This window comes from Bradyrhizobium sp. 14AA (assembly GCF_054185205.1).
This window is the reverse complement of record NZ_JAVAYM010000035.1, coordinates 38,543-59,617: the sequence shown is the minus strand read 5'-3', so window position 1 is coordinate 59,617 and position 21,075 is coordinate 38,543. Positions and strand designations below refer to the sequence as shown.

General features: G+C 57.5%; 18 protein-coding genes and 2 pseudogenes. 6 read left to right on the top strand and 14 right to left on the bottom strand.

The features are described 5' to 3' along the window. Nucleotides 1-120, top strand: a pseudogene (locus RAD15_RS39315) (ArsR family transcriptional regulator); the annotation flags it as partial. A gap of 853 nt (nucleotides 121-973) precedes the next feature. After that, nucleotides 974-1,357: a hypothetical protein gene (locus RAD15_RS39310; protein ID WP_458184072.1), complete on the top strand. Its 384-nt coding sequence runs from the start codon at nucleotides 974-976 to the stop codon at nucleotides 1,355-1,357. A 525-nt stretch (nucleotides 1,358-1,882) separates the two neighbouring features. Here RAD15_RS39310 and RAD15_RS39305 read toward each other — a convergent pair. Continuing rightward, a complete protein-coding gene (locus RAD15_RS39305) occupies nucleotides 1,883-2,098 on the bottom strand; it encodes an IS66 family transposase zinc-finger binding domain-containing protein (RefSeq protein WP_458184074.1) in 216 nt (71 codons plus the stop codon). Between the two features lie 172 nt (nucleotides 2,099-2,270). Here RAD15_RS39305 and RAD15_RS39300 point away from each other — a divergent pair, with 172 nt between their 5' ends. Further along, nucleotides 2,271-2,459, top strand: coding sequence for a hypothetical protein (locus RAD15_RS39300; RefSeq protein ID WP_458184071.1), 189 nt, complete (start codon nucleotides 2,271-2,273; stop codon nucleotides 2,457-2,459). Nucleotides 2,460-3,168: 709 nt separating this feature from the next. Here RAD15_RS39300 and RAD15_RS39295 read toward each other — a convergent pair. Then, nucleotides 3,169-4,740: a porin gene (locus RAD15_RS39295; RefSeq protein WP_458184070.1), complete on the bottom strand. Its 1,572-nt coding sequence runs from the start codon at nucleotides 4,738-4,740 to the stop codon at nucleotides 3,169-3,171. Nucleotides 4,741-5,154: 414 nt separating this feature from the next. On the opposite strand from RAD15_RS39295, the pseudogene tnpC reads away from it, so the two are divergent. Then, nucleotides 5,155-5,897: pseudogene (gene tnpC, locus RAD15_RS39290) on the top strand (IS66 family transposase); the annotation flags it as partial. Here tnpC and RAD15_RS39285 read toward each other — a convergent pair. Further along, nucleotides 5,876-6,328: a pyridoxamine 5'-phosphate oxidase family protein gene (locus tag RAD15_RS39285; protein WP_458184069.1), complete on the bottom strand. Its 453-nt coding sequence runs from the start codon at nucleotides 6,326-6,328 to the stop codon at nucleotides 5,876-5,878. The pseudogene tnpC and the gene RAD15_RS39285 sit on opposite strands and share 22 nt — an antisense overlap. Nucleotides 6,329-6,555: 227 nt before the next feature. Continuing rightward, nucleotides 6,556-6,921, bottom strand: coding sequence for a LysE family translocator (locus RAD15_RS39280; protein WP_458184073.1), 366 nt, complete (start codon nucleotides 6,919-6,921; stop codon nucleotides 6,556-6,558). Nucleotides 6,922-7,158: 237 nt separating this feature from the next. Between RAD15_RS39280 and tnpB the strand changes: the two genes are divergently transcribed. Further along, nucleotides 7,159-7,383 carry an IS66 family insertion sequence element accessory protein TnpB gene (gene tnpB / locus RAD15_RS39275; RefSeq protein ID WP_458184068.1) on the top strand — a complete coding sequence of 75 codons (225 nt, stop codon included), beginning with the start codon at nucleotides 7,159-7,161 and terminating at the stop codon, nucleotides 7,381-7,383. Between the two features lie 21 nt (nucleotides 7,384-7,404). On the opposite strand, the gene RAD15_RS39270 is transcribed toward tnpB, so the two are convergent. The 6 genes from RAD15_RS39270 to RAD15_RS39245 form a co-directional block, all read right to left on the bottom strand. Then, complete coding sequence (locus RAD15_RS39270; protein ID WP_458184067.1) at nucleotides 7,405-8,277, bottom strand: Crp/Fnr family transcriptional regulator; 873 nt, start codon at nucleotides 8,275-8,277, stop codon at nucleotides 7,405-7,407. Between the two features lie 383 nt (nucleotides 8,278-8,660). Further along, entirely contained in the window at nucleotides 8,661-9,491 is an 831-nt protein-coding gene (locus RAD15_RS39265) for an ABC transporter permease (protein WP_458184066.1), read from the bottom strand. Nucleotides 9,492-9,493: 2 nt separating this feature from the next. After that, complete coding sequence (locus RAD15_RS39260; RefSeq protein ID WP_458184065.1) at nucleotides 9,494-10,747, bottom strand: ABC transporter permease; 1,254 nt, start codon at nucleotides 10,745-10,747, stop codon at nucleotides 9,494-9,496. 83 nt (nucleotides 10,748-10,830) lie between these two features. Continuing rightward, entirely contained in the window at nucleotides 10,831-11,895 is a 1,065-nt protein-coding gene (locus RAD15_RS39255; protein WP_458184064.1) for an ABC transporter substrate-binding protein, read from the bottom strand. A gap of 134 nt (nucleotides 11,896-12,029) precedes the next feature. Then, nucleotides 12,030-12,461 (bottom strand): TOBE domain-containing protein, encoded by a 432-nt coding sequence (locus RAD15_RS39250; protein ID WP_458184063.1) that lies wholly within the window; start codon nucleotides 12,459-12,461, stop codon nucleotides 12,030-12,032. 257 nt (nucleotides 12,462-12,718) lie between these two features. Further along, nucleotides 12,719-13,006, bottom strand: coding sequence for a hypothetical protein (locus RAD15_RS39245; protein ID WP_458184062.1), 288 nt, complete (start codon nucleotides 13,004-13,006; stop codon nucleotides 12,719-12,721). A gap of 408 nt (nucleotides 13,007-13,414) precedes the next feature. On the opposite strand from RAD15_RS39245, the gene RAD15_RS39240 reads away from it, so the two are divergent. Next, complete coding sequence (locus RAD15_RS39240) at nucleotides 13,415-14,173, top strand: SDR family NAD(P)-dependent oxidoreductase (RefSeq protein ID WP_458184061.1); 759 nt, start codon at nucleotides 13,415-13,417, stop codon at nucleotides 14,171-14,173. A 430-nt stretch (nucleotides 14,174-14,603) separates the two neighbouring features. Here RAD15_RS39240 and RAD15_RS39235 read toward each other — a convergent pair whose 3' ends face one another. The 4 genes from RAD15_RS39235 to RAD15_RS39220 all read right to left on the bottom strand — a co-directional run bounded on the left by RAD15_RS39235 (nucleotide 14,604) and on the right by RAD15_RS39220 (nucleotide 20,185). Continuing rightward, on the bottom strand, nucleotides 14,604-15,671 hold the full coding sequence (locus RAD15_RS39235; protein ID WP_458184060.1) for an ABC transporter substrate-binding protein: 1,068 nt from the start codon (nucleotides 15,669-15,671) through the stop codon (nucleotides 14,604-14,606). A gap of 88 nt (nucleotides 15,672-15,759) precedes the next feature. Next, nucleotides 15,760-16,854 (bottom strand): ABC transporter ATP-binding protein, encoded by a 1,095-nt coding sequence (locus tag RAD15_RS39230; protein ID WP_458184059.1) that lies wholly within the window; start codon nucleotides 16,852-16,854, stop codon nucleotides 15,760-15,762. Nucleotides 16,855-17,301: 447 nt separating this feature from the next. Next, the gene (locus RAD15_RS39225; RefSeq protein WP_458184058.1) at nucleotides 17,302-18,339 is read right to left on the bottom strand and encodes a 3-hydroxyacyl-CoA dehydrogenase NAD-binding domain-containing protein; all 1,038 of its coding nucleotides are present in this window, start codon (nucleotides 18,337-18,339) and stop codon (nucleotides 17,302-17,304) included. A gap of 889 nt (nucleotides 18,340-19,228) precedes the next feature. After that, entirely contained in the window at nucleotides 19,229-20,185 is a 957-nt protein-coding gene (locus tag RAD15_RS39220) for a D-2-hydroxyacid dehydrogenase (protein WP_458184057.1), read from the bottom strand. Nucleotides 20,186-21,075: the final 890 nt, after the last annotated feature.

Below are 21,075 nucleotides of genomic sequence, written 5' to 3'. Positions count from 1 at the left end.
CAGTTCACCCGGCGCTTCTTCTATGAAAATTCCGACATCAAGGGCTTCAAGACCATGGTCGTGATGGACCGCGTAAAGGCTGGATTTGCCATTCCGATCGAGACTCCAGACGAAGCTTGACGAGACAGCCTGTCCCGGAGCCTCACGTCCCCCATCAACCGCATTCGCGCGCTTTTCAGCAGGTCAAGATAGAGAAACGTACAGTGCGTCGTGTTAAACGCCTAAGTTCGGGTTTAGCAAAAAAGAGAATACAAATGAACCTGATCTCACGCATCGTGCATTTGTCGAATGACCCGAGCCAGCATTCCGAGCGAAGCGGACCGCATGTTTTAACAATCTCAGGCGCATCGTAAGGGGGATCTCGCGACGAAATCGTCATCAGGTCGTTGGCGGGTCTTGAGCCTTGTTATTCGGCGCCTTTGCTCAGTCGCCTGCTGCAGGAACACGAAGTTGACGGACCCGAGTCGTAGATCTGCAAGTACATCACGTACTTTGCGTCGCGGGTGACGATGAGTGCATAGCCTGGGTAAGGGGGTAGATCATACCGTCAGCCCGATGTCGTCGACCGTCTTCACCTGGCCTTCTCCATCAGTTCGAATTGAGCCTTGAGGGCCAACGCCCCAGCGCCTCGGCCTCCTGAGAATTTTCGGACCGCAAAACACCACCGATTTGCGGCACGAGTCAGTCGGGCGCGACCATGGGTGATGCTTGATCATTTTGAGCAGTTTTTCGTGTTGGACTCGCCGAAGATCACCCGCTCGACGATTTTGATCGGAGGTCGGGACATTGGCGCAGAATTCGGTCGAAGGAGACGATGTATTAGCTCATTTCCGCTCAAGGGGACCCCATATCTTGCGCAACTGGATTTGATGCAATGAGCACTAGGCGCAGCAAACGTCGGTTGCAGCGACATCAAAATCTATCCGCGCTCTTACTCATTGAGCGAGCTAACCAGAGTCACTACGAGGCATTTATGAGCGTGTTCACAAAGATTATCCTATTCACCGATTCCGACGGCCGCGCACGCTTTCGTGAAGAGAACATCGATCTCTCCGAAGGCTCGCCGCTTAGCCGCCTCTCGCCACCTGTCGCGTGCAGTAGCTACCGGCTGCGCAAGAGCCCTGCAGACTTTAGCTACGACTTCCATTGCATGGGCAGCGCGTGCTGGATAATCATTCTCGGAGGGCAAATGGAGATTATTCTGCAGGATGGAAGTTCTCGGATTTTCAAACCTGGTGATTGCTTCTATGCTGCGGACGTGCTGCCCGCTGGCGCCGTCTTCGACAAGAAAGTGCATGGTCACGCGTCGCGTGGGGCCGGTCCCGATCCGCTAGTCACTATGTTCGTGGCTGAGTAGTCTCACTTAGCCTGTTGTCTCCTTTCGACTGTCCTTCGAAGGTGCATGACGCCATTTGTCGAAAAAGCCCTCACGGTCGAGGGCTTTTTTTGCTGCTGGTGTTAACCAGCGGCAAATTGCGGTTTGTTGCCAAGCTCGCTTTGTGAGCCCACAAGCCATAACAGTCGTGCCGTGCCGTGGGAGTCTCTAGGCCTGCGGAGTGCGACACGAGCGCTATCGGGATGTGATGACTAGCTGCGGCGTGAGATTCGGGTTAGGTTAGCTGCTGACGCCGTAGTTGGCACCACGATGTTTTCGGCCTGCGATATAGGTTCTGAGCACTCTTGGCAGCTTTACTCTTCCCTGGAGAGCCAGAGCGCCGTGCGAAAAGTTCGGCTTCGGTTTCTCTTCAATTGTTCATTCGGAGGGGTCGCCGAGACCTGCGGATATTGCACTTTCTCCGATGCCGCTATCAGTGGCAATCAGGAATCCAGCGGATTTATTGCGAACGAGAGCGGTCCGGCGACGGCAGACGAGCCGGACCACTTAGCGTCCGCGCCTAAGGAGCTGCCGCAGATGGCATCGCCCCCAGGCAAGCTTGGCGGATGATCGAGATAGAGCTGGGAGGGGCACGTATCCGGGCGGAGCCACCGACCGCTGATTGCATACGATCTGACCGGTCCAGCCGCGGCAGGCGTATTTGTGACGAATCGTGCGCAGTACCCGCAGGATCGCCGGGACGACGTCCAGCACCTCGCCGATGTCTTCGGTCCGGTGTCCGACTTAAGCCTATGGTCAAGCATGGACACAAGCCTTCAAAGAGATCGTGAACTCGCTATCCCACGCGCCGCGAGAAGGTGGGAGCGGAACGACGCTTACCATCAATCGGCGCCGCCGTTCGTCATCTTCTTCACCATCGATAGCGGCAGCCGCGATGTCGCTCGACGAACTCGAGCGCTGGCTGCAGGCGCGTGCCGAGCGGCACCCCGTCGCCACTAGACTTTCCGTGCTCGACGGCTACGTCGCCGCGATCTTGACCGGGCCGGTGTCGATCAGGCCGCCCGTCTGGATCTGCCCGGTACTCGCCGTCGACGCCACGCATTCAACCATGGCGGCATCCTAGAGTCCGCTGCGGCCGTCGCGCTGCGCCACAACGAGATCAACAACACCCTGTCGACCGCCCCGGACGATGCATCAGCGCGGAGCCAGTGGCTACATCGATGCACGGCCCTGGTGCCAAGGCCTCTACGCTGCGATGCGGCTCAAGATATCGGTGTGCAGTTGCTGGACGCCAGCAATCTCCATCACGGTCTGTCACAGCCCATTCTGCTGCATTGCCGCGACGATGAGGACCGTCCGCTGCTCGAAGCACGGCCAAAACAGTCGGTGAGAACAGTGGCTTCTCTAATGCCACCTTAGCATTCTGGCGGCAGTCGAAGTGCTGCAACAGTACTGGATGCCGATCCGCTACCAACGGCCCGCTAATCACGGCCGATGCGGAAGCTCATGCCAGTTACGATCGGTAGCTGAGCCGCGTCGCGCGCATTCTCTGCGCAGATCTTAGGAAGCCTCTGTGATTGGGAAAGCCAGATTGTTGCGCCCGGCGACCTGCTGCTCGGTGAATGCGCACCAATTGGTCCAGCGGTTGTTGCGCTAAGGGTCCAGTCGAAAAACAGTAGCCGGCCGCACGGCGATCTCAGAAATTCCGACGGCACGGCAACGGAGATAGACGGAAGCTTTCTGCAAAAAGGAAAAGGCCTCCGATGGGCACACCGGAGGCCTTCCTTGGAGGTTAACGTCGGTGTGGTGCTTCTCCTTTGCTGCTAATCTAATCAGAAGTTGCGCTGAGCTCGGAGCAGGGCGGTAAAGGTGTCCTGGCTCTTGAGTTCGTAAGTGGTTGCTGGCTTACCGATGGAATTGCTGCCAGGGTAAGCGATCGTGCCCGCCATATTCTGAGCGAGATGAGTGTAGGTAAGATCAGTCGAGAACGTCAGGTTCTTCACGGGTGTCCACCTGGTAACGAAACCAAGCTGCGAAATGCTGTAGTTCGGGTTGCATGAGGTGACACCCGCGCCGTAATAGGCTTGGAATGAGCCGCCGGTAACACCATTGCCGCAAATCAAGGTTTTGGCACCGTCACTGTACCTGACGCGAGCGTATGCGCCGTAGAGTGAGCTGCTCCAGTAGGGATCCCAATTGTGGTTATACGCGCCGCGCATACCCCAAGTTTGGATCAGCTGCTGAGAACCTCCGTTATTTCCGAACACTGTGTCGGGCGCCAAGCCGAAAGCGATACTCTGGTAGGCTCCAGGTAGATTTGTGCCGCCAAAGACCGTCGCGCCGGAAGCCTGACTGGCATACTCGGACAAGTTATAGCGGGTCGCTCCGTCCGTATAGACGCCTGAAACGTTGATCGTATCTCCAGCCCCAGTCGGGATGTTCTTGATCGAGACACCCAGCTGAGCAGCCCAGCCCCACTTATCGTTCGGATGGCCAGTAGGTTCGGTGGCACCGTAGTAGGCGGCATGGTTGTCATGTGCAGCGACTGAGCCTTGAATATAGCCCCAGGCCTGATCGACACTAACCGCAGCTACGAGGTCAGGAGCAGTTGTTCCGGCCAGGTCGTTTGTTCCAAACGGACCGAGAGCAGCAGTGCCAATTCCGCCTGCGCCGATGCCGACGTTCTGTACGCCAGCTTGAGTGTACGCGGTCGGATCTTGCACCGAAAACGATGCAGATGCACCACCACCGAACTGGGCGGTATAGGTGAACTGGTTGACACCACAGCAGTTGCCACCGCCACCGACCAGACCGTCGAAGTTATTGCCCGGATAGGCCGACCACGGCATGCTGAATGCACCTTGCGCCTTACCAATCGTAAACCCAGCGAACTGGATGAACGCATAGTAGAGCCCGATCGAGCCGAGGCCGACACCACCTCCCGTCCCATTCCCCGGCGCACCGCCATTAGTCGTACCCGGATTCAGCGAGTAGACGGTCCCTCCAGCTCCAGTGCCCGCGTAGGTGTCGCCCGTCCAAGTGTCTGCTATGTTGGCATAGGTACGGACCAGGCCGTATTCTGTAGCCGTGCGCGTATCCACATTGAGCTGCATGCGGGCACGCCAAGTGAAGGCGTTCGTGAACCGATTTTGCGCGCCACCAGCGCCTGCAATATTTCCGGTCACCAGCGAGTTCGTGTTCACCCCCATCTCAGCGCGCAAGTAGCCGCCCAACTGAATGCAGGTGTCGGTGCCAGGAATGTAGTAGAATCCAGCACCATATAGGGAGCAGATCTTCACGTACTCGACCGCTTTGGCCTTAACGGGGAGATCGGCAGCCTGTGCTCCGCCTACTGCGATCAGACCCGCAGCCGAACCTAGCAAAAGGCTCTTCATCATCTTCATAAAAGACCTCCAATGTTTAACTTCAAGATGACAGCCTCATTTAGAAACTGGCCATCTTTGCCCCCAAGCATTTTCGACGACAGGCCTTGTTCGAAGGCCACCCAGTAGAGCGAACCAGTGACGTCGCGGCGCGGACCATTCCGCCGCTCGCGTTGTCACGTTGACAGATTGCGTTCATTATTGGAGTGAAACGTTTGTACGAAACGCACGGAGAGGCGCGCTCTCCTGCTTAACGTGCTCTAGCGGCGTCACAAGCGTCCGTTTAGTACCTTGAATATCATCAGCCGTACATTTCGTACGATCAACACAGCAGACGCGCGGGCGACCGTGAATATCTCAAGGATACCCGGCTGGCGTGGGATGCGCCTGCGTGGCGATGCGACTTTACTGTGACCGTGCCAGTGCTCGATCCGCATCGCCTATGTCTATGCACCCGACCGCAAAGCCGAGCGGGTGTTCAGTCATCTTGCGGGCTTCAAAGGCGTCCTGCAGGTCGATGGCTACAACGCCTACCCAAAGCTTGCCCTGGCGAGTCGATCTCAACTTCTACTGGGTGCACATGCGGCTTAACGTCTACGAACTCGCGACAGCCGGCCCTGCTCCAATCGCAAGCGAAGCCCTGAAGCACATTGCCGCATTCTATGCGATCGAGAAGGAGATCCACGGCCGCGGCGTCGAGGAACGTCGCCTCGTGCGGCAGCAGAAAAGCCGGTCGCTGGCTGACGCCTTCAAGGGCTGGCTGCGCGCCAAACTGGCTCTCATCAGTAGAAGATAAAGCTCGCCGAGGCCATCCACTACGCCCTCTCGCGCTTGGAAGGTCTGACGCGCTCCTCGATGACGGCCATATGTAACTCGAGATCAGTACCGTCGAACGATCAATCCGTGGCATCAAGCTTGGTCGCAAGAACGGACTGTTTGCCGGATACGACCGTGGTGCCGAACACTAGGCCGTCGTCGCGTCCCTGGTCGAGACTTGCAAGATCAACGACATCGATCCGCTCGCCTGGCTCACCGATGTCCTGACCAGGATCGTCAACGGACTTCAAAACCGCGACATCGATCAGCTACTGACTTGGGTGTATCGCGCTCAAGCACTCGAGGCCATGGCCAAGCGAATTGTGACTAGTTACGGGATTCAGGTGAGGTTAGCGAAATGAGCTTTCCAATGATCCTTAAGCTCTTCTTCATTTCTGCCTAGCGCGTAAGCGCGGGTAGCGACGACCGACGTCTTGGTCACTCGCAGGCGGATGATATGGCGGATAGGGTCGGCCAGTTCACCCCAGCGGTCGAAATGCGGCCGCAGCGCGTTGAATTCTTGACTGCCCTTGGGCAGCGCTTCAGCTTCGCCCTTGGCACGAAAGCAGCGCCGCGCCAAGACATCGACGAAGTTGATCTCCATTGCCGGCCGCTCAATGATGTTAGCCAGAGTGATTGGCGACGCGATCTCGCCGAAGATGATCGTATCGTCGTCCAGAACCACCATTGTGCCTTTTGGAGAGACATTTGGCGTTCCGTCAGCATTGACAGTGCCGACAACCCCGACCGAGTGGTTGGCGGCAATGGTCTTCATTTGTTCGGTGATGTGCATGGTGTTCTCCAAGTTAACCACTTGAATGGAATCTGAATCCAGACAATGGCTGCGATGATGAGGAGACAATGCCGGCGAGTAACGCACTCCAGCTCACAAGCGAATCGCGATGCGACAGACGGCGCTTGGTGTAACCAGCTAGCACCGCGACCGGTCCGTTGAAAAGCACGCCGTTCAACTTGAGGGTGGTCAGAAGAATCAAGATCTGCAGTCCAAGATTGCCCCTATCAGCCGCGTTGAACTGAGGAATGAAGGCACAATAGGAGAAGTATAACCTTGGGATTCGTAATGTTTGTCACGAACCCCTGAAGGATGACATTCGAATCCTTTACATAAACGGTGTTCAAGCGGGGTCGGCTACTGGAAAAGAAGAATCGAAAGTTCTTGTAGGCAAGATAGGCGAGGTACGTCGCTCCAGCTGCGCGCAGGACATCGAATGCGCTCCGTAGAACTTGATCACAGAGGCGTTTCCCAGCATGAGCAGGAGTTCCTGGAACAAGACGCCTAGAAAGATGCCAAATACTGTCAAGCCACCGGCGAACGTGGCACGCCCGATTTGGCTCGAGCCTGCAAATTAGATGGATCTTCACCATTGAAGCGCGTCGGCGCAACGGTTTGGATGAGAATGGCACCACGTCCCGTGATAATCCACTCAGCAAGGCATTTTCCAATGCCGCCGCCCAAGGCAACTCCTGACAAGGCACCTGCGCAGATCCACATGTCCGGGTGATCATGGCAACCAAGCCGGTCGACTTCCGCAAGGAAATGGAGAGATTTGAATGTTGGTGCGCGAACACATGAAGGCCGATCCCTTCTAGGGCACTGTTTATGTGTTCCGTGCCAAGCGCGCGGATCGGATCAAGTTGATCTTCTGGGACAGGACAGGTTTGTGCCCGTTCGTCAAGCGGCTCGAGAAAGGCGTCTTCCGCCGACCGAAGATCGAGGATGGCGTAATGCGTTTGTCGGCATCGGAATTATCGGCGCTGCTCGAACTGCTTGATTGGCAGCGCGTCCACCCGGCACGGGAGACCGTCGTCCCGACGCAAGCTGGATAATTGTGGGCCTCGCTTATTGTCTCAACTCGAGAGCAACAGCCCTCGAGTTTCTTTTTTAGTGACTGACTCGATTTCTGAAATCGCGGGCTCGGTTGAAGCATAAGCGCCCGAAATGACTTTGTAACAACAGCATGCCCTATGTTCGAGGCAGATACGTTGATCGATCTGAAGGACGCCGCGCGTTTTGCGAATTATATTCTGTCCTTCAAAGCGGATCAGCGTCTCGGTAACTCCTGCCCGGCGAAGCCCTAATACGGAAGAGAGATATTCGTGAGTAACCGGGAGAACATGAGCAGCAACTGCATCACTGGCTAAACAAAGCCAAGATGCAAGGCGCTTTTCGCGATCGTGCCGAACGCCGCACAACCCCGTCTGAGCACTATGCAAGCTCAGCGCCTGCACGTACCGAAGCAGATGCTCTCGGAGAGCAGGAGACCGATCCATCAGGCGTTGCAAGTCTTCGATGCGTATCCTATGCGCGCTTCCCGGAAAGAGGACAACCGACTGATGGGTCGAAAGATGCGCTCCAAATAACACCGTGGCTCCGACCGCACCTCGATGACCTATTACAGCCGTCTCAAGGATGCTTCCCGGCGCAACAATCCTTAAGGAGACGAGGCCGGACTCGACGAAATAGACGTGATCAAGAGGCTTTCTTGGCTCTTGCAGGAGCATACGCTCTCTGAGTACGATCGGCTCTAGGAACTCACCTAGCGCCGCGAGGTCCTCCAAGGAAAGGGCTGCCAGGATCGCATTCTTGACGAAGAACCGCGTGTTCGCGCGAGGTGTATTAACGTGATGGTTTCTCGGCTGTGGTCCGTGAGCTGTCCGCGCGAAAGCTGCACGGACGGAAATTTCAGACATTTCGGAGACGCCGGGTACGTGCTTGGTCATAGTGCGACCGCCTCCTGCCGAGCTGTTCTATTGGTCAACCCTGGTGACCTTCACAAACTCTTGAGTTCTGAAATTAGCAACGCCGTCGATGTTGATTAATGCAAAACATCGGCAATTTATGACTAAATCCCGTGACTTGGGGCCTGTTTTTGAGGACTTCCTGCGCTCTACAGGCGAATGGACATGGCTGCCCCGTTCATAACGAGGCGCCATTTTTGGTCGACATTCATCATTGGATCTGGTCGCCGAGGAATTGGCAGGCCAGCCCACCCCCCCCTGCAGAGTTTGGCGCTATCAGGAGGGCCGATGCGGTGAATAGCGTGGCGGTGCATGACGCTGATGAGGCAGCGTCATGAGATGGAAAAGAACGTCACAACATGCGGTCAGGTGTTACGGATCCCGCGCAGCCGCTCCGACCGTCGGCGCAGCAGCTCAACTGTGGCCAGCACCAGGATGGAGAACAGGATCAGCACCGTGGCGGCGGCAGTGATGGTCGGACTGATTTGCTCGCGGATGCCGGAAAACATCACCTTGGGCAACGTGCGCTGGTCGGCGCTGGCCACAAAGAGGGCGACCACCACCTCGTCGAAGGAGGTGATGAAAGCGAATAACGAACCAGAGATCATGCCTGGGAGTATGAGTGGCAGGGTCACTTTGAAGAAAACTGTGATCGGCCGCGCACCAAGCCCGGCCGCCGCGCGCGTCAGAGAATGGTCGAAGCCCGTTAGTGTCGCAGTCACGGTGATGACAACGAACGGCGCGGCCAGCGTGGTGTGCGCCAGGATCAATCCAGCAAAGGTGTTAAGCAGCCCTACATCTGCATAGAAGAAGTACACCCCGACCGCGGTGATGACGACCGGAACGATAATGGGAGAGATCAATACGCTCATTACCGCTGTGCGGCAGGGGAAATTCGGCCGGCTGAGCCCAAGCGCGGCAAGTGTCCCCAGCACGGTCGACAGCAACGTGGCCGATATTGCGACGAAGATCGAATTATGTAGCGCGCCCTGCCACCGGCCGCTGAAGAAAAACTCATGATACCAGCGAAGGGACAAACCCGGCATCGGATACGTGAAGAATGGGACTGAATTGAATGAGAGCGGGATGATCACGAGGATCGGTGCAATCAGGAACAGCAGCACCGCCCCACAGATCAGCCGGTGCAGGTAGTACCAGCCCCTCTCTATTGGCGAGGCATAGGCGGAAGCGGCCATGGCTACGACCCCATCTTGACTCGGTCGGCGCCGACCAGCTTGTTGAAGATAAAGTAGAGCATTAGCGTCGCAGTGAGCAGGATGGCGCCAAGGGCCGAGGCCATACCCCAGTTGAGCTCTTCGTTGGTGTAGTGGGCCACGAAGTAGCTGACCATTTGGTCGGCCGGTCCTCCGACGAGCGCAGGAGTTATGTAGTAGCCTAGGCACAGGATGAAGGTCAGCAGGCAACCTGCGGCAATCCCCGGCAGGGTCTGGGGGAAGTAGACCTTCCAGAAAGCGTAGAAGGGTCCGGCGCCAAGCGAACGAGCGGCGCGGACATTGCTGGGCGAAATAGTCTTCATTACGCTGTAGATCGGTAGAAGCGTGAAGGGCAGCTGGATGTGGGTCATGGCCACAACCGTGCCGATCCGGTTGAAGATGAGCTCCGCGGGCTGCGAGATGATATGCAGCGCCAGCAGCAGGTCGTTAACGACGCCGTGCCGCTGCAGGAGCACGACCCAAGCCGTCGTGCGCACTAGCAGCGAGGTCCAGAATGGCAGCACGACCAAAATCATGAGCAGATTTCTACTCCTGGGCGGCAATGTCGACAGGAGATAGGCCACGGGGAAGCCCAGCAGCAGAGTCGCGGCGGTCACCGCGATGCTGATGCCAAGCGTACGCAAAAAGACGTCGCGGAAGATCGCGTTCTCTGGCGGTGAGGCGACGATCTGGCTGTCGGGTCCATATTGGTAATCGGCGGAACGCAGAAGGTAGAAGGCCGTATAGGCCGATTGTCCGCGCTTCAGCAGACTCCAGACCTCGTGCCGCTCCCAGAGTGGATCGGTTTCGATCAGCGCAGACTTGTAGGGCGGAGCAGAAAGCGTACTCGCCTTGCGCGCGCTCAATATCACCTTGCCGAGGACGCCGGGCAGCTCATAGTTAATCCGCTTGCCGATCGCTACCGCGGTTTTCTGCGCAGAAGCCTGCTTGAGGTCCGCGGCGAGAGCGGCATAGGCGTGCTCTTCGGGAAGGTCCTTGCCATCCCAATCGCGTAGCGCTGTCGTAGTTGCCGGCATCAGCGCTAGCAGCGTATCGTCATGGATGGCGTTGAACATCATCCGGCCGATCGGCAAGACGAAGGCAACGAGGTTGAACAGCAGGAGCGGCAGGACAAGGGTGAAAGCCCTCAAGCCGCGCCGACGCTCGACCCGCTTTAGCCTGATCCGCAACGGCATGCCGTCGGGACTGCCGGCGATTTGGACGGCCATCGTCGCCATCGACTCCTCTCCCACTCTTCTTATGCTAGATCGTCCATTCGAGGCGGTGAGGAGAACGGAAGTCCTCCTCACCAGACCTTGTTCTACTTCGCAAGCCAAGCGGTAAAACGCTGGTGCAGTTCATCGCCCTTCTCAACCCAGAAGGGGAGATTGCTCCACACAGCACGCACCATATGATTGGGCGAATTCGGAAGGTTGGGCAGGATCGCCGGATCGACAAGCGCGATCGCATCCTTGTTGGCCGGCCCGTAGGGTATATAAGCTGTTAAATTGGCCTGTGGCTGAGGCGAAGAGGCGAAGGCGATGAACTTGTAGGCATCGTCCCGCCGCGGATCGCCTTTGGGAATCACCCAGTAGTTATAGCCCATCGTCGCAGCGTCCCACATGATCTCGAAATGCCTGCCGGAGTTCTTGACGGCATCGGCGATGCGGCCGTTCCAAGCAGCGGTCATGACGACTTGGCCGTCAGCCAGTAGTTGAGGCGGCTGGGCGCCGGCCGTCCACCAGACGACATCCTTCTTGATCGTATCGAGCTTCTTGAAGGCGCGGTCGACGCCCTCGGGCGTGTTGAGGACCTCATAGACGTCTTTGATCGGCACGCCGTCCGCGATCAGCGCCCACTCGAGATTACCTACGGGGTCTTTCCATAATCCACGTTTCCCAGGGAATTTCTGGGTGTCGAATAGGTCAGCGATGGTCATCGGGCTGTTCGGGAGCTTGTCCTTGTCGTAGGCGACGACCGTGGCAGCGGCCATCGTCGGCACCCCGCAGTCCTGAGTGTCGGCGCCCATAAGCGTCGTTCGTTCGAGGCCCAGCTTCTTCCAGTCGATCGTCTCGATAATGCCCTCGGTGCACATTCGCAGCGTCATCGACCCATAAGCTTCGACGACGTCCCAACTCACGGTCTTCGTTTCGACCATGGAACGAATCTTCGCCAACTCGAAGTTGTACTCGTCTTCAGTGATCTTGACCCCGGTCGCCTTCGAGAACGGCTCGAAATAGACCTTGCGCTCGGCGGCCTGATAGGCGCCACCCGCAGAGGTGACAGTCAGTTGATCGCCCGCAAAGGCGACTTTCGCCGGCGCAAGCGCACCCACTGCAAGGCCGATCACGGCCAAGGCGACGGCGATCACCAAGGATGTCCTCATCGTCTTATTCTCCCCCTCTATGCCGTCCCTAGGATTGAAGCGGCTTCTCAAACATGCGGCTCGTCGTGTCGGCGGTGCCTCTGTCATCGTCACGAGCGTCGAGCGTCCGACGATCCTCCGGCCGCAGACTGAACCTAGGTGTGCACGTGGTCACCCAGATAGATCACCTCCGCAACTTTCGCGCGGAAGACTTTCGGTAGCGAACCCGGCGTAGGGTTCAGCCTCACTCGCTCCGGACGCAACGACAGCACGGTCGGCCGACCGATCGCCCCTATGTTGATCGCCAGCGCCTGTACGTTTCCTTCGCCTGCAATCTCCACCTGGCAAGTCGTACCGTTCGTCTCCACGACCTTGCCGCGCAGCCGGTTGTTCTCGCCGATAAACTGGGCGACGAAAGTGTTCTGCGGCCGCTCGTATAGCTCTGCAGGGGTGGCGAGTTGCTGGATCACCCCATCGTTGAACACCGCGATGCGGTCCGACATGGTCAGCGCCTCACTCTGGTCATGCGTGACATAGACCACGGCGATGCCCAGATCCTCATGGATATGCTTGATTTCAAGCTGCATCTGCTCTCGGAGCTGCTTGTCCAGCGCGAATGGCCGTTTGACGGGCGCACGATCGAACTCGGGATAACACCGAACAAGCTGGACATATCGCGCATGCCTCCCTTTTTTTCCTCCCTTTTGTTGCGTCTTTTCCCTGTGACTTAGCTCACAAGCGCTTATTATCTCGGGCGAGGATGTTAAATGCACACTCAAGCTGAAAATGGTCCATTTGGCTCCTGCTGAGGCCGCAATTCTGCACCAATGCAGGGGAAGACGATCTAAATGGCTGAAAGCTGATATAATTTACAGAAGGGAAAATGGCCGGGTACTGGCACGGATCGGCAGCGGCTGTTGGCCCCCGCTAGTGAATAAGTAGAATCGAGACGTTGCGAAGAGCACGCCGCCAAACCGGCAAACTCTGCCATGATCGTCGCGAAAATGCGCAATCCGTCGTTAATCATTTCGCGGATATCGGCAGCGAGTTGCCTTGACACAAACCACGCATCGCCACCGCGAGCAGTATTGGGAACACCCAAGCCCAAATGCTCGTAGCTGTTCTGGAACACGAACGGCGTTCGTTAGAATCTTTAGGCTGTCGGCAGGCTGGCGAATCTACCTACGACGACTAGAATAAGTTCGCTCTGTTTTAGTCCATCAGACTTGCGACGCGATGTAATTTCGGTTCCCCCTTTGTCGAGCGAGAACCGCCAGCAAATGGCGCTCCGTTCAGATGCAGATGGCGGGTGAGCGACGCCGTATCGTTGTCCGCGAGACTGTTCTTCGTCCCGATCAGTGATGGCAGCGTACAAGAACCAGAGGTTGTCCGGCTTTTGTCACTTCAAAGTCTGCTCGGGCCGAACGTTGATATTCCAAGGTTGGTCGCTTGATTTCTGCGGAAAGTGCGAGTTCTTTGCCGGCCTAGATGCGAAATGGGGAGCTAATGTGGGGAGCCATCAAACGAGAGGGGCAGGTCGATGATCTCTTACAACCTGAACGGAAAGGCCGCGCTTGTGACGGGCGCGGCAAGTGGTGTTGGATTTGCCACTACGAAAATGCTTGTCGAGTCCGGTGCAGTCGTGGCTTTGAATTTTTTGCCCGGTGATCCACGGGGACCGGCGGCAGTTGGAGAGCTGGAGTCGATCGGTAAAGTGATCGCGGCTCCTGGCGATGTCGGAAATCCGGAATCCGCCAAGGAGATGATCTCCAACGCATTATCTGCACTGGGGCGGCTGGACTTGCTAGTAAACAATGCTGGCGCTCCGGGCGTGCGAGAACCCATTCCACCGGCGCGTCTGGATCTCGTGACGGAAGAACTTTGGGACACTCTTCTTCAGGTGAACCTGGTTAGCGTTTTCCGATGCAGTAAAGCTGCAGCTTCAGCATTGAAAGCTTCAAAGGGCGCGATCGTAAACGTTGCATCAGTCGCTGCTTTTGATTTGCGCGGCAGCACCATAGGCTACGCTGCCGCAAAAGCGGGTGTCGTAAGCCTTACGAAGAACCTTGCACGGGCACTATCTCCTGAGGTACGTGTCAATGCCGTCGCCCCAGGGTTCATTAATAGCCCATGGATGACCTGGCCAGAAGAGACACTGCGCGCAGGTATTGAAAAGCCCCTGCTCAAACGTATTGCGGAACCAGCCGATATTGCCGAAGTGATTGTCTATCTCGGTTTCGGTGCCAACATGGTTACAGGCTCAACGGTAGCGGTGGATGGCGGTCTAACACTAGCCTGAACAATGATCCTGTGCTGCTCCTGAGTTTCCGGCTGAGGCCCGTAATTCGTGATCCCAACTCACCGGAACGACCACATTCAAACGACACGGGGCTGCAACGCCTATGCGACAAGCGCGTTGTCAGGCCGAGCTGGATGTTTCCCATCCAGCCCACATCGAAACGACTGACAAGCACATCGTGGAACGCGCAATACCGCTGCTTTTTCAATGCATCAGGCGGGGCATTGGCGTTCCTGCTGCGCTCATCCCTATGCTGGCGATTCTAGCTTGCGATGCCGCTCACCCGCTGCAGCTTAAACACCGGGGAGCAAGCTCTCCCAAAATTCCCGTATTCGGACCACCATCGTCGCTTCAATCGATATCTCATCTCGTTTCAATTCGTCGGTGAAGGGCAGCGAGGAAAGCGAAAATTCCTCGCTGTCCTGTGTCCTTATTTCGCAAGCCAGGCGGTAAAGCGCTGGTTTAGGTCATCATGACGGTCAGCCCAAAAGGCTGCGTCAATGTGCAGAGCATTGCCTACGTGATCGGGTGCAGTCACAAGATCGGGCAGTACGGCGGGATCGAGATACGCTGCCGCGTCATTGTTGGCAGGCCCGTAGGGAATGTAGCGTGTCAAATTACCTTGCACTTGGGGCGAAGCGGCGAAGGCAATGAACTTATAGGCATCGTCTAAGTGTGGATCACCCTTGGGAATCACCCATATGTTGCTCACCTGCCATACCGCGGCATCCCACATGATCTGGAAATGCTTGCCTGTGTTCTTGATGGCATCATAGATGCGACCATTCCAGACCGCAGTCATGACGACTTGGCCGTCAGCCAGTAGTTGCGGCGGCTGGGCGCCGGCTGTCCACCAGACAACATCCTTCTTGATCGTATCAAGCTTCTTGAAGGCGCGGTTGACCCCCTCGGGAGTGCCGAGGACCTTGTAAACGTCCTTGATGAGCACGCCGTCGGCAACCAGCGCCCATTCGAGATTGCCGATGGGACTCTTCCATAAGCCGCGCTTGCCAGGGAATTTCTGGGTGTCGAATAGATCAGCGATGGACATCGGGCCGTTCGGCAGCCTGTCCTTGTCGTAGGCGACGACCGTAGAACCTATGACCGAGGGCACCCCGCAGTCAGACTGGTCGTTGCTTGTGAACTTCGTCCTATCGAGGCCCAGCCTTTTCCAATCGATTGTCTCCAGCACACCCTCGGCGCACAGTTGAGGAATCCAGAGCGAGTACCCGTCGACTACGTCCCAACTGACGGTCTTGGACTGAACCATGGCCCGAATCTTGGCGGCCTCTCCGCTGTACTCGTCTTCAGTGATCTTGATCCCGGTCGCCTTCGAGAACGGCTCGAAATAGGCCTTGCGCTCCGCCATCTGCAGGGCCCCTCCCCAAGAGACGATTGTCATTTGATCACCTGCGAAGGCAGGCTTTAGCGGCACGAGAGCGCTAATCGCAAGTCCGATCACGGACAACGCGACCGCGATCACCAAGGATGTCCTCATCGTCTTATTCTCCCCCTCTATGCCGTCCCTAGATTGAAGCGGCTTCTCAAACATGCGGCTCGTCGTGTCGGCGGTGCCTCTGTCATCGTCATGAGGCGTCGAGCGCCCGACAATCCTCCGTGGTCCAGCCGATAGTGATCACCGCACCGGGTTCGACCTGCACCGCGCCTTCCGAATTCGGCAACTTGATCACAAAATCATCATGGCCGCAGACCGAAACCCGGGCGCGCACGTGGTCACCCAGATAGATCACCTCCGCAACTTTCGCGCGGAAGACATTCGGTAGCGAACCCGGCGTAGGGTTCAGCCTCACTCGCTCCGGACGCAACGACAGCACGGTCGGCCGACCGATCGCCCCTATGTTGATCGCCAGCGCCTGTACGTTTCCTTCGCCTGCAATCTCCACCTGGCAAGTCGTACCGTTCGTCTCCACGACCTTGCCGCGCAGCCGATTGTTCTCGCCGATAAACTGGGCGACGAAAGTGTTCTGCGGCCGCTCGTATAGCTCGGCAGGGGTGGCGAGTTGCTGGATCACCCCATCGTTGAACACCGCGATGCGGTCCGACATGGTCAGCGCCTCACTCTGGTCATGCGTGACATAGACCACGGCGACGCCCAGATCCTCATGGATATGCTTGATTTCAAGCTGCATCTGCTCTCGGAGCTGCTTGTCCAGCGCGCCGAGCGGCTCGTCCATCAGCACGAGCTTAGGATCAAAGACAAGGGCGCGGGCAAGCGCGACTCGCTGCTGCTGGCCACCGGAAAGTTGACCGGGACGGCGCTTGCCATAGGCGCCGAGCCGGACCATGTCGAGCCCTCTCTTGATCCTGGCCTCGATCTGGCTCTTGCCGAGCTTGCGCACCTTGAGCGGAAAGGCGAGGTTCTCCTCGACGGTCATATGCGGAAATAGAGCGTAGTTCTGGAAAACCATGCCGATGTTCCGCTTGTGGGGAGGCATGTTGTCGAGGGAACGTCCCTCCAGAAGGATACGACCCTGAGTTGGTGCCTCGAATCCTGCGAGCATCATTAGAGTCGTCGTCTTGCCCGAGCCGGAGGGCCCGAGCATCGTCAAGAACTCACCCGCAGCAATATCCAAGTTGAGATTTTTTACGACCAGTGTTTCGCCGTCATAGGTTTTCTGAACATCGGAAAACCTTACAAAGGCGTTGTTCGTGCCCCCCATCTCCTGCCTTCCCTCACCTGCCCGGCTGGCGCTTTCGCTGCTGCGGAGCTCGTCGAAGATTCGACCACACTGTTGTTTCTGACGATTGCAACCTCCGCGCCGGCTCGAGCCCCCAAGAATGCGCCGGCACAAGGCCGAGCTGGCTTCCTGGGGCTCGCACTGGCAATCGCGAAGATTCTCAAACCATCCTTAGCGCCAATGAATAAGCTGCTCGTCCTACCTCAAGCCATCAAGCGAATGCCGTTGTCGCAGACGGCGATAGAGCGATACTGCGGTTACACGCGATAGCCGCATCGATTTACTAGATTGAACAGACCTCTTAAATAACGTCGCCGGGAACTTGCACAATCGAATGGCGGGGCCCGGAGGAGCCGGGTCGTTTACTGAACCACGTTAGCCGAGGGCCCCGCCGGCAGATCCGGCGTATTGGCTACCGCGCGAGTTTTGTCAGGGAGAAGGAATGCGATTGCGCAGCGACTGCTCCCACCGCGCGAGCGCTTCCCCCGCGCCACATTCCGCGGAGCGCAAGCCCTGCAATACTCTGACAACGCCCTCATCCAGTTTCTCGTGATATTCAGCAATGTTCATGTTCTCAGCCGCCTCACGCGCGAGTTGCTGCTCCGTGAGCTTGCTCAGGAAGTCGTCTGTGTAATCCGGTGCTTCGCCTAGCTTGGTTTGCGGCTCCTTATTTGCTGAGGCCCACTTGCCCCACTTTTCGACGAATGTCCGCATATTCTTCTCGCCGCTGCCAACGTAGTACGTCAGGATTTGGCCCAATACAGGTAGGCGCAGCGCAAACGAGTACCGAATCGCGTCGTCGATTTCTTGGACATTGGCGATATCGTCATTCACGAGCCAAAGGGCCTCGCGCCAGAGCGCAGTTTGCAATCTGTTCGCAATGAAATTATTGATCTCTTTGCGCACAATGAGCGGGTGCATGCCGATCGCCCGATATATCTCGGCCGCCCGCGAAACCGTTTCGGGCGCGGTGCGCTCGCCTGCACACAACTCAACCAGAGGCAACAGATATACGGGTTGAAATGGGTGGGCCACGACGAGACGCTCAGGACGTGGCATCTCCGCTTGCAGCAGGGTCGGCCGCAGCTGCGAGGTCGAAGAACAGATCAGGGTCTCGGGCGGCGTCGCTCGGCACGCGGTCGCGAGCACTTGCTGTTTAAGCTCAAGGCGCTCCGGCACGTTCTCCTGCACAAGATCAACGCCATCCACGGCGTCGGCAATCGAATCCACGACGGTCATCGATCCCTCGGTTGGCAGCGGCACCTGCGTCAGTTTTCGAAACGCGCGACGCGCCCTATCGATCCGTTCTTGGACACGATCGACCGCACCTGGCGCCGTATCGTATAGACGCACGTTTACCCCATTGAGAATGAACCGTGCGGCCCACCCGCCGCCGATCACCCCACCCCCAAGCAGTCCAACTGCGCGCGGCAGCCTCTCGCAAACGGGGGTCGCACCTTCAGACATGAACCTTGACCTTTCAGACATCGATTTTAACCTTCCGGATCGCGCCATACGGCGTGCTATTTCTCGGTACCGCCGCAGCCTGCGTCCCGACGGGTCGCTCACGAGTTGAGCCGCACCAAACCGGCGACTAAGTTTATCGTACCGGCGAGCGCGATCTGAATTTGGCTAATATTTGACGACTTCGAGCAGATATCCTGCGCGCGACGTCAGACTGTGAGCTGTGAGGAGCGCGAGGCGCCAAGTGTATGGTCCACAATCTAATAAGCAGGGGCAGCGGGCCAGGGCGTCAATCGAATAAGCGCGACGTCGCAGAAATCGGCACGCATCATTCGGTCGCTCGGTGTGGATTTTGCTGCGAGGTTTACTCGCCGATGCCCTTTGGCTGGCGGCCCGCGCTCGCAATGGCAACGCCGCGCGACCGCGTCCCAGCGGAACATCTCGGCCGAGTGGGCTGCGATAGTGGCGAGTGCGCCTACCTTTGCACTTGCTGCGTAGCTTTTGGTCCAGTGGCACCCAGAGACTTATGCAGGGTGTGCAGCCTTGGAACGTTCTTGAATCAAAATACTCGGCGAAAGTCTCCGGATCTTTGCCATCCGGGAAAGTGGCGCTGTCCCAGCACATCCCGCACAAGGACCGGATGCGCTACCTGAAGCAACGGCGGGAGCCGAATACCGACTCCCGCTCTTTTGGCAATCTTTCGTAACGTGCGAGTTTGGAAGCGTAGAGCCCATCGAGGCAAGCTCATAGGCGCCAGACTTGATGTCACCGAACCTCATCAATACAGGCGGTCTCTCGACTTCACGCATCCCTTACATGTTCAGGCGCGCGCACCCAACATGCTAGAGGAAGTCAGGGACATTGTCAGGCCACTTCCTCTGCGCAATTCGTGTCAATAGCCGCGCGCCAGATCCACGACATTCTTCAGCGGCTGCCCTTTCATGAACCGCTCGATGTTATCAGCAAAGATCCCAAACACGCGCTCTGCATAGTTCGTCGGGCTTCCGGCTACATGCGGCGTCACAATCACGTTCGGCATGGCCCAGAGTGGACTGTCCTGCGGCAGCGGTTCGCGCTCAAACACGTCGAGCATCGCTCCGGCGATCCTGCCTGCCTGAAGCGCTTTGACCAGCTCCGCCTCATCAACGACACTACCTCGGGCAATGTTGATCAGAAACGCACCTGATTTCATGCGCGCGATCTCGGCCGCGCCGATCAGCCCCACTGTGTCCGCCGTTGCGGGGAGAGCCAAGACCACGAAATCACAGAGCGGCAGCAGATCATGGAGCGCGTCGGAAGCGAAGAGCTGATCGACACCTTCGACCGGGACGGAAATGTCCCGCTTTGATCCGACGACGGTCATTCCGGCGCTCTTCGCCCGCCGCGCAATCGTGGCGCCGATCGAACCCAGCCCAACTACCCCGAGCGTCTTCTCCGCCAATGGCGCCACATAGCGCGGATTCCATTTTCGTTCGGCCTGCTCGCCCAAGAACCTCGGGAAATCCCAATGCAGCATCGTTGCGCCGGCCATCACAAAATCAGTGATGATTTCACCATGAATGCCGCGCGCATTGGTCACGGTAATGTGCCCCACCTGATCGCGGATCGGCGCGATGGAATCGACACCAGCGCCGGTGGACTGGAACCAGCGCAATTTCTTCGCGTGCTCGAATACCTCAACTGGGAAATGAAACGCGAGCAGCACGTCTGCTTCGCCTATGTGCTGCTTGAGTCGGCTAGAGTCTGGGGCCACGATTGTACGAACTTGCGGGAAACGCTCACCTATAAGCCGCGCATATGCTTCGGCGGAGGGATTGTTGAGGAGAACGGTAAGCGCCTTTTGGGTCATATTAGTGGGTTCCTGGTTGACTTGGGGACTGGCGAAGCACGTCACAACCTCTCTCCTGTACGGACTTGGTCGGCCGTTTCGAGCAACATGACAACGCAATACTCTAAAGGCTTCGCCCAAAATGGGCGAACATCCGCATAAAGATGTTCAATTTCTGCAAAATCTCGCCGTTCGGCGCTTCAAGGCACCGATCCGTCACGCGCTCCGGTTCACTCTTGGGCCGCTATCGCGGTCATAAACTTGTACCAATAGCGACCCGCCTGTTGCGGAAGCCGTCGGATGCGGGAGCAGGGAAAGAATGGACTCATCGGCAGCAAAGCGTCATCACTTTGATTTTGGTTTGTCGATTCTGCCGATAGTCCTTGCCGAAAGGCTGACCTTGCCTTGGCTAGCGAGATTAGACGCCTATTGTCGGCGACGCGATGCTTGTAGCCTCTGAGACGAGCCAGCACCTGTTGGACTACCCTATGCGACTTGCCATAGATAATCTAATCAGTCCGTCGGAGTTAGCCAAGCGCTAGGCGAACGCGGCGGAATCGGCAAGGTGCGGGAGATCGTCAAACAAGCGCTCACGGGGCGACTACGTCAACCAAAGCAAGCAATCCAGCATTCTCAACCAGCCAACCCACGAGCGGTTGATCAGGCTAGGCCTGACAAGGCCTTCGAGAAGCAGCGCCGATGCCCGATCTCGAGCCCTTTAGTGTTGAGGATGCAATCGGCATGCTGGTCAACCGCGAACTTGTCGAACGCAACACAGGCTGGTGACCACATGCCTCAATCGGCCGCGTCGCGCCAAAGTGCCTCCATCAAGGCGTTGATAAGCGTACCCGCGCGGCATTGATCGCGCCGTATTCATGTGGTCGTCCATGCTGCGGCCGAGAAATAGCCGG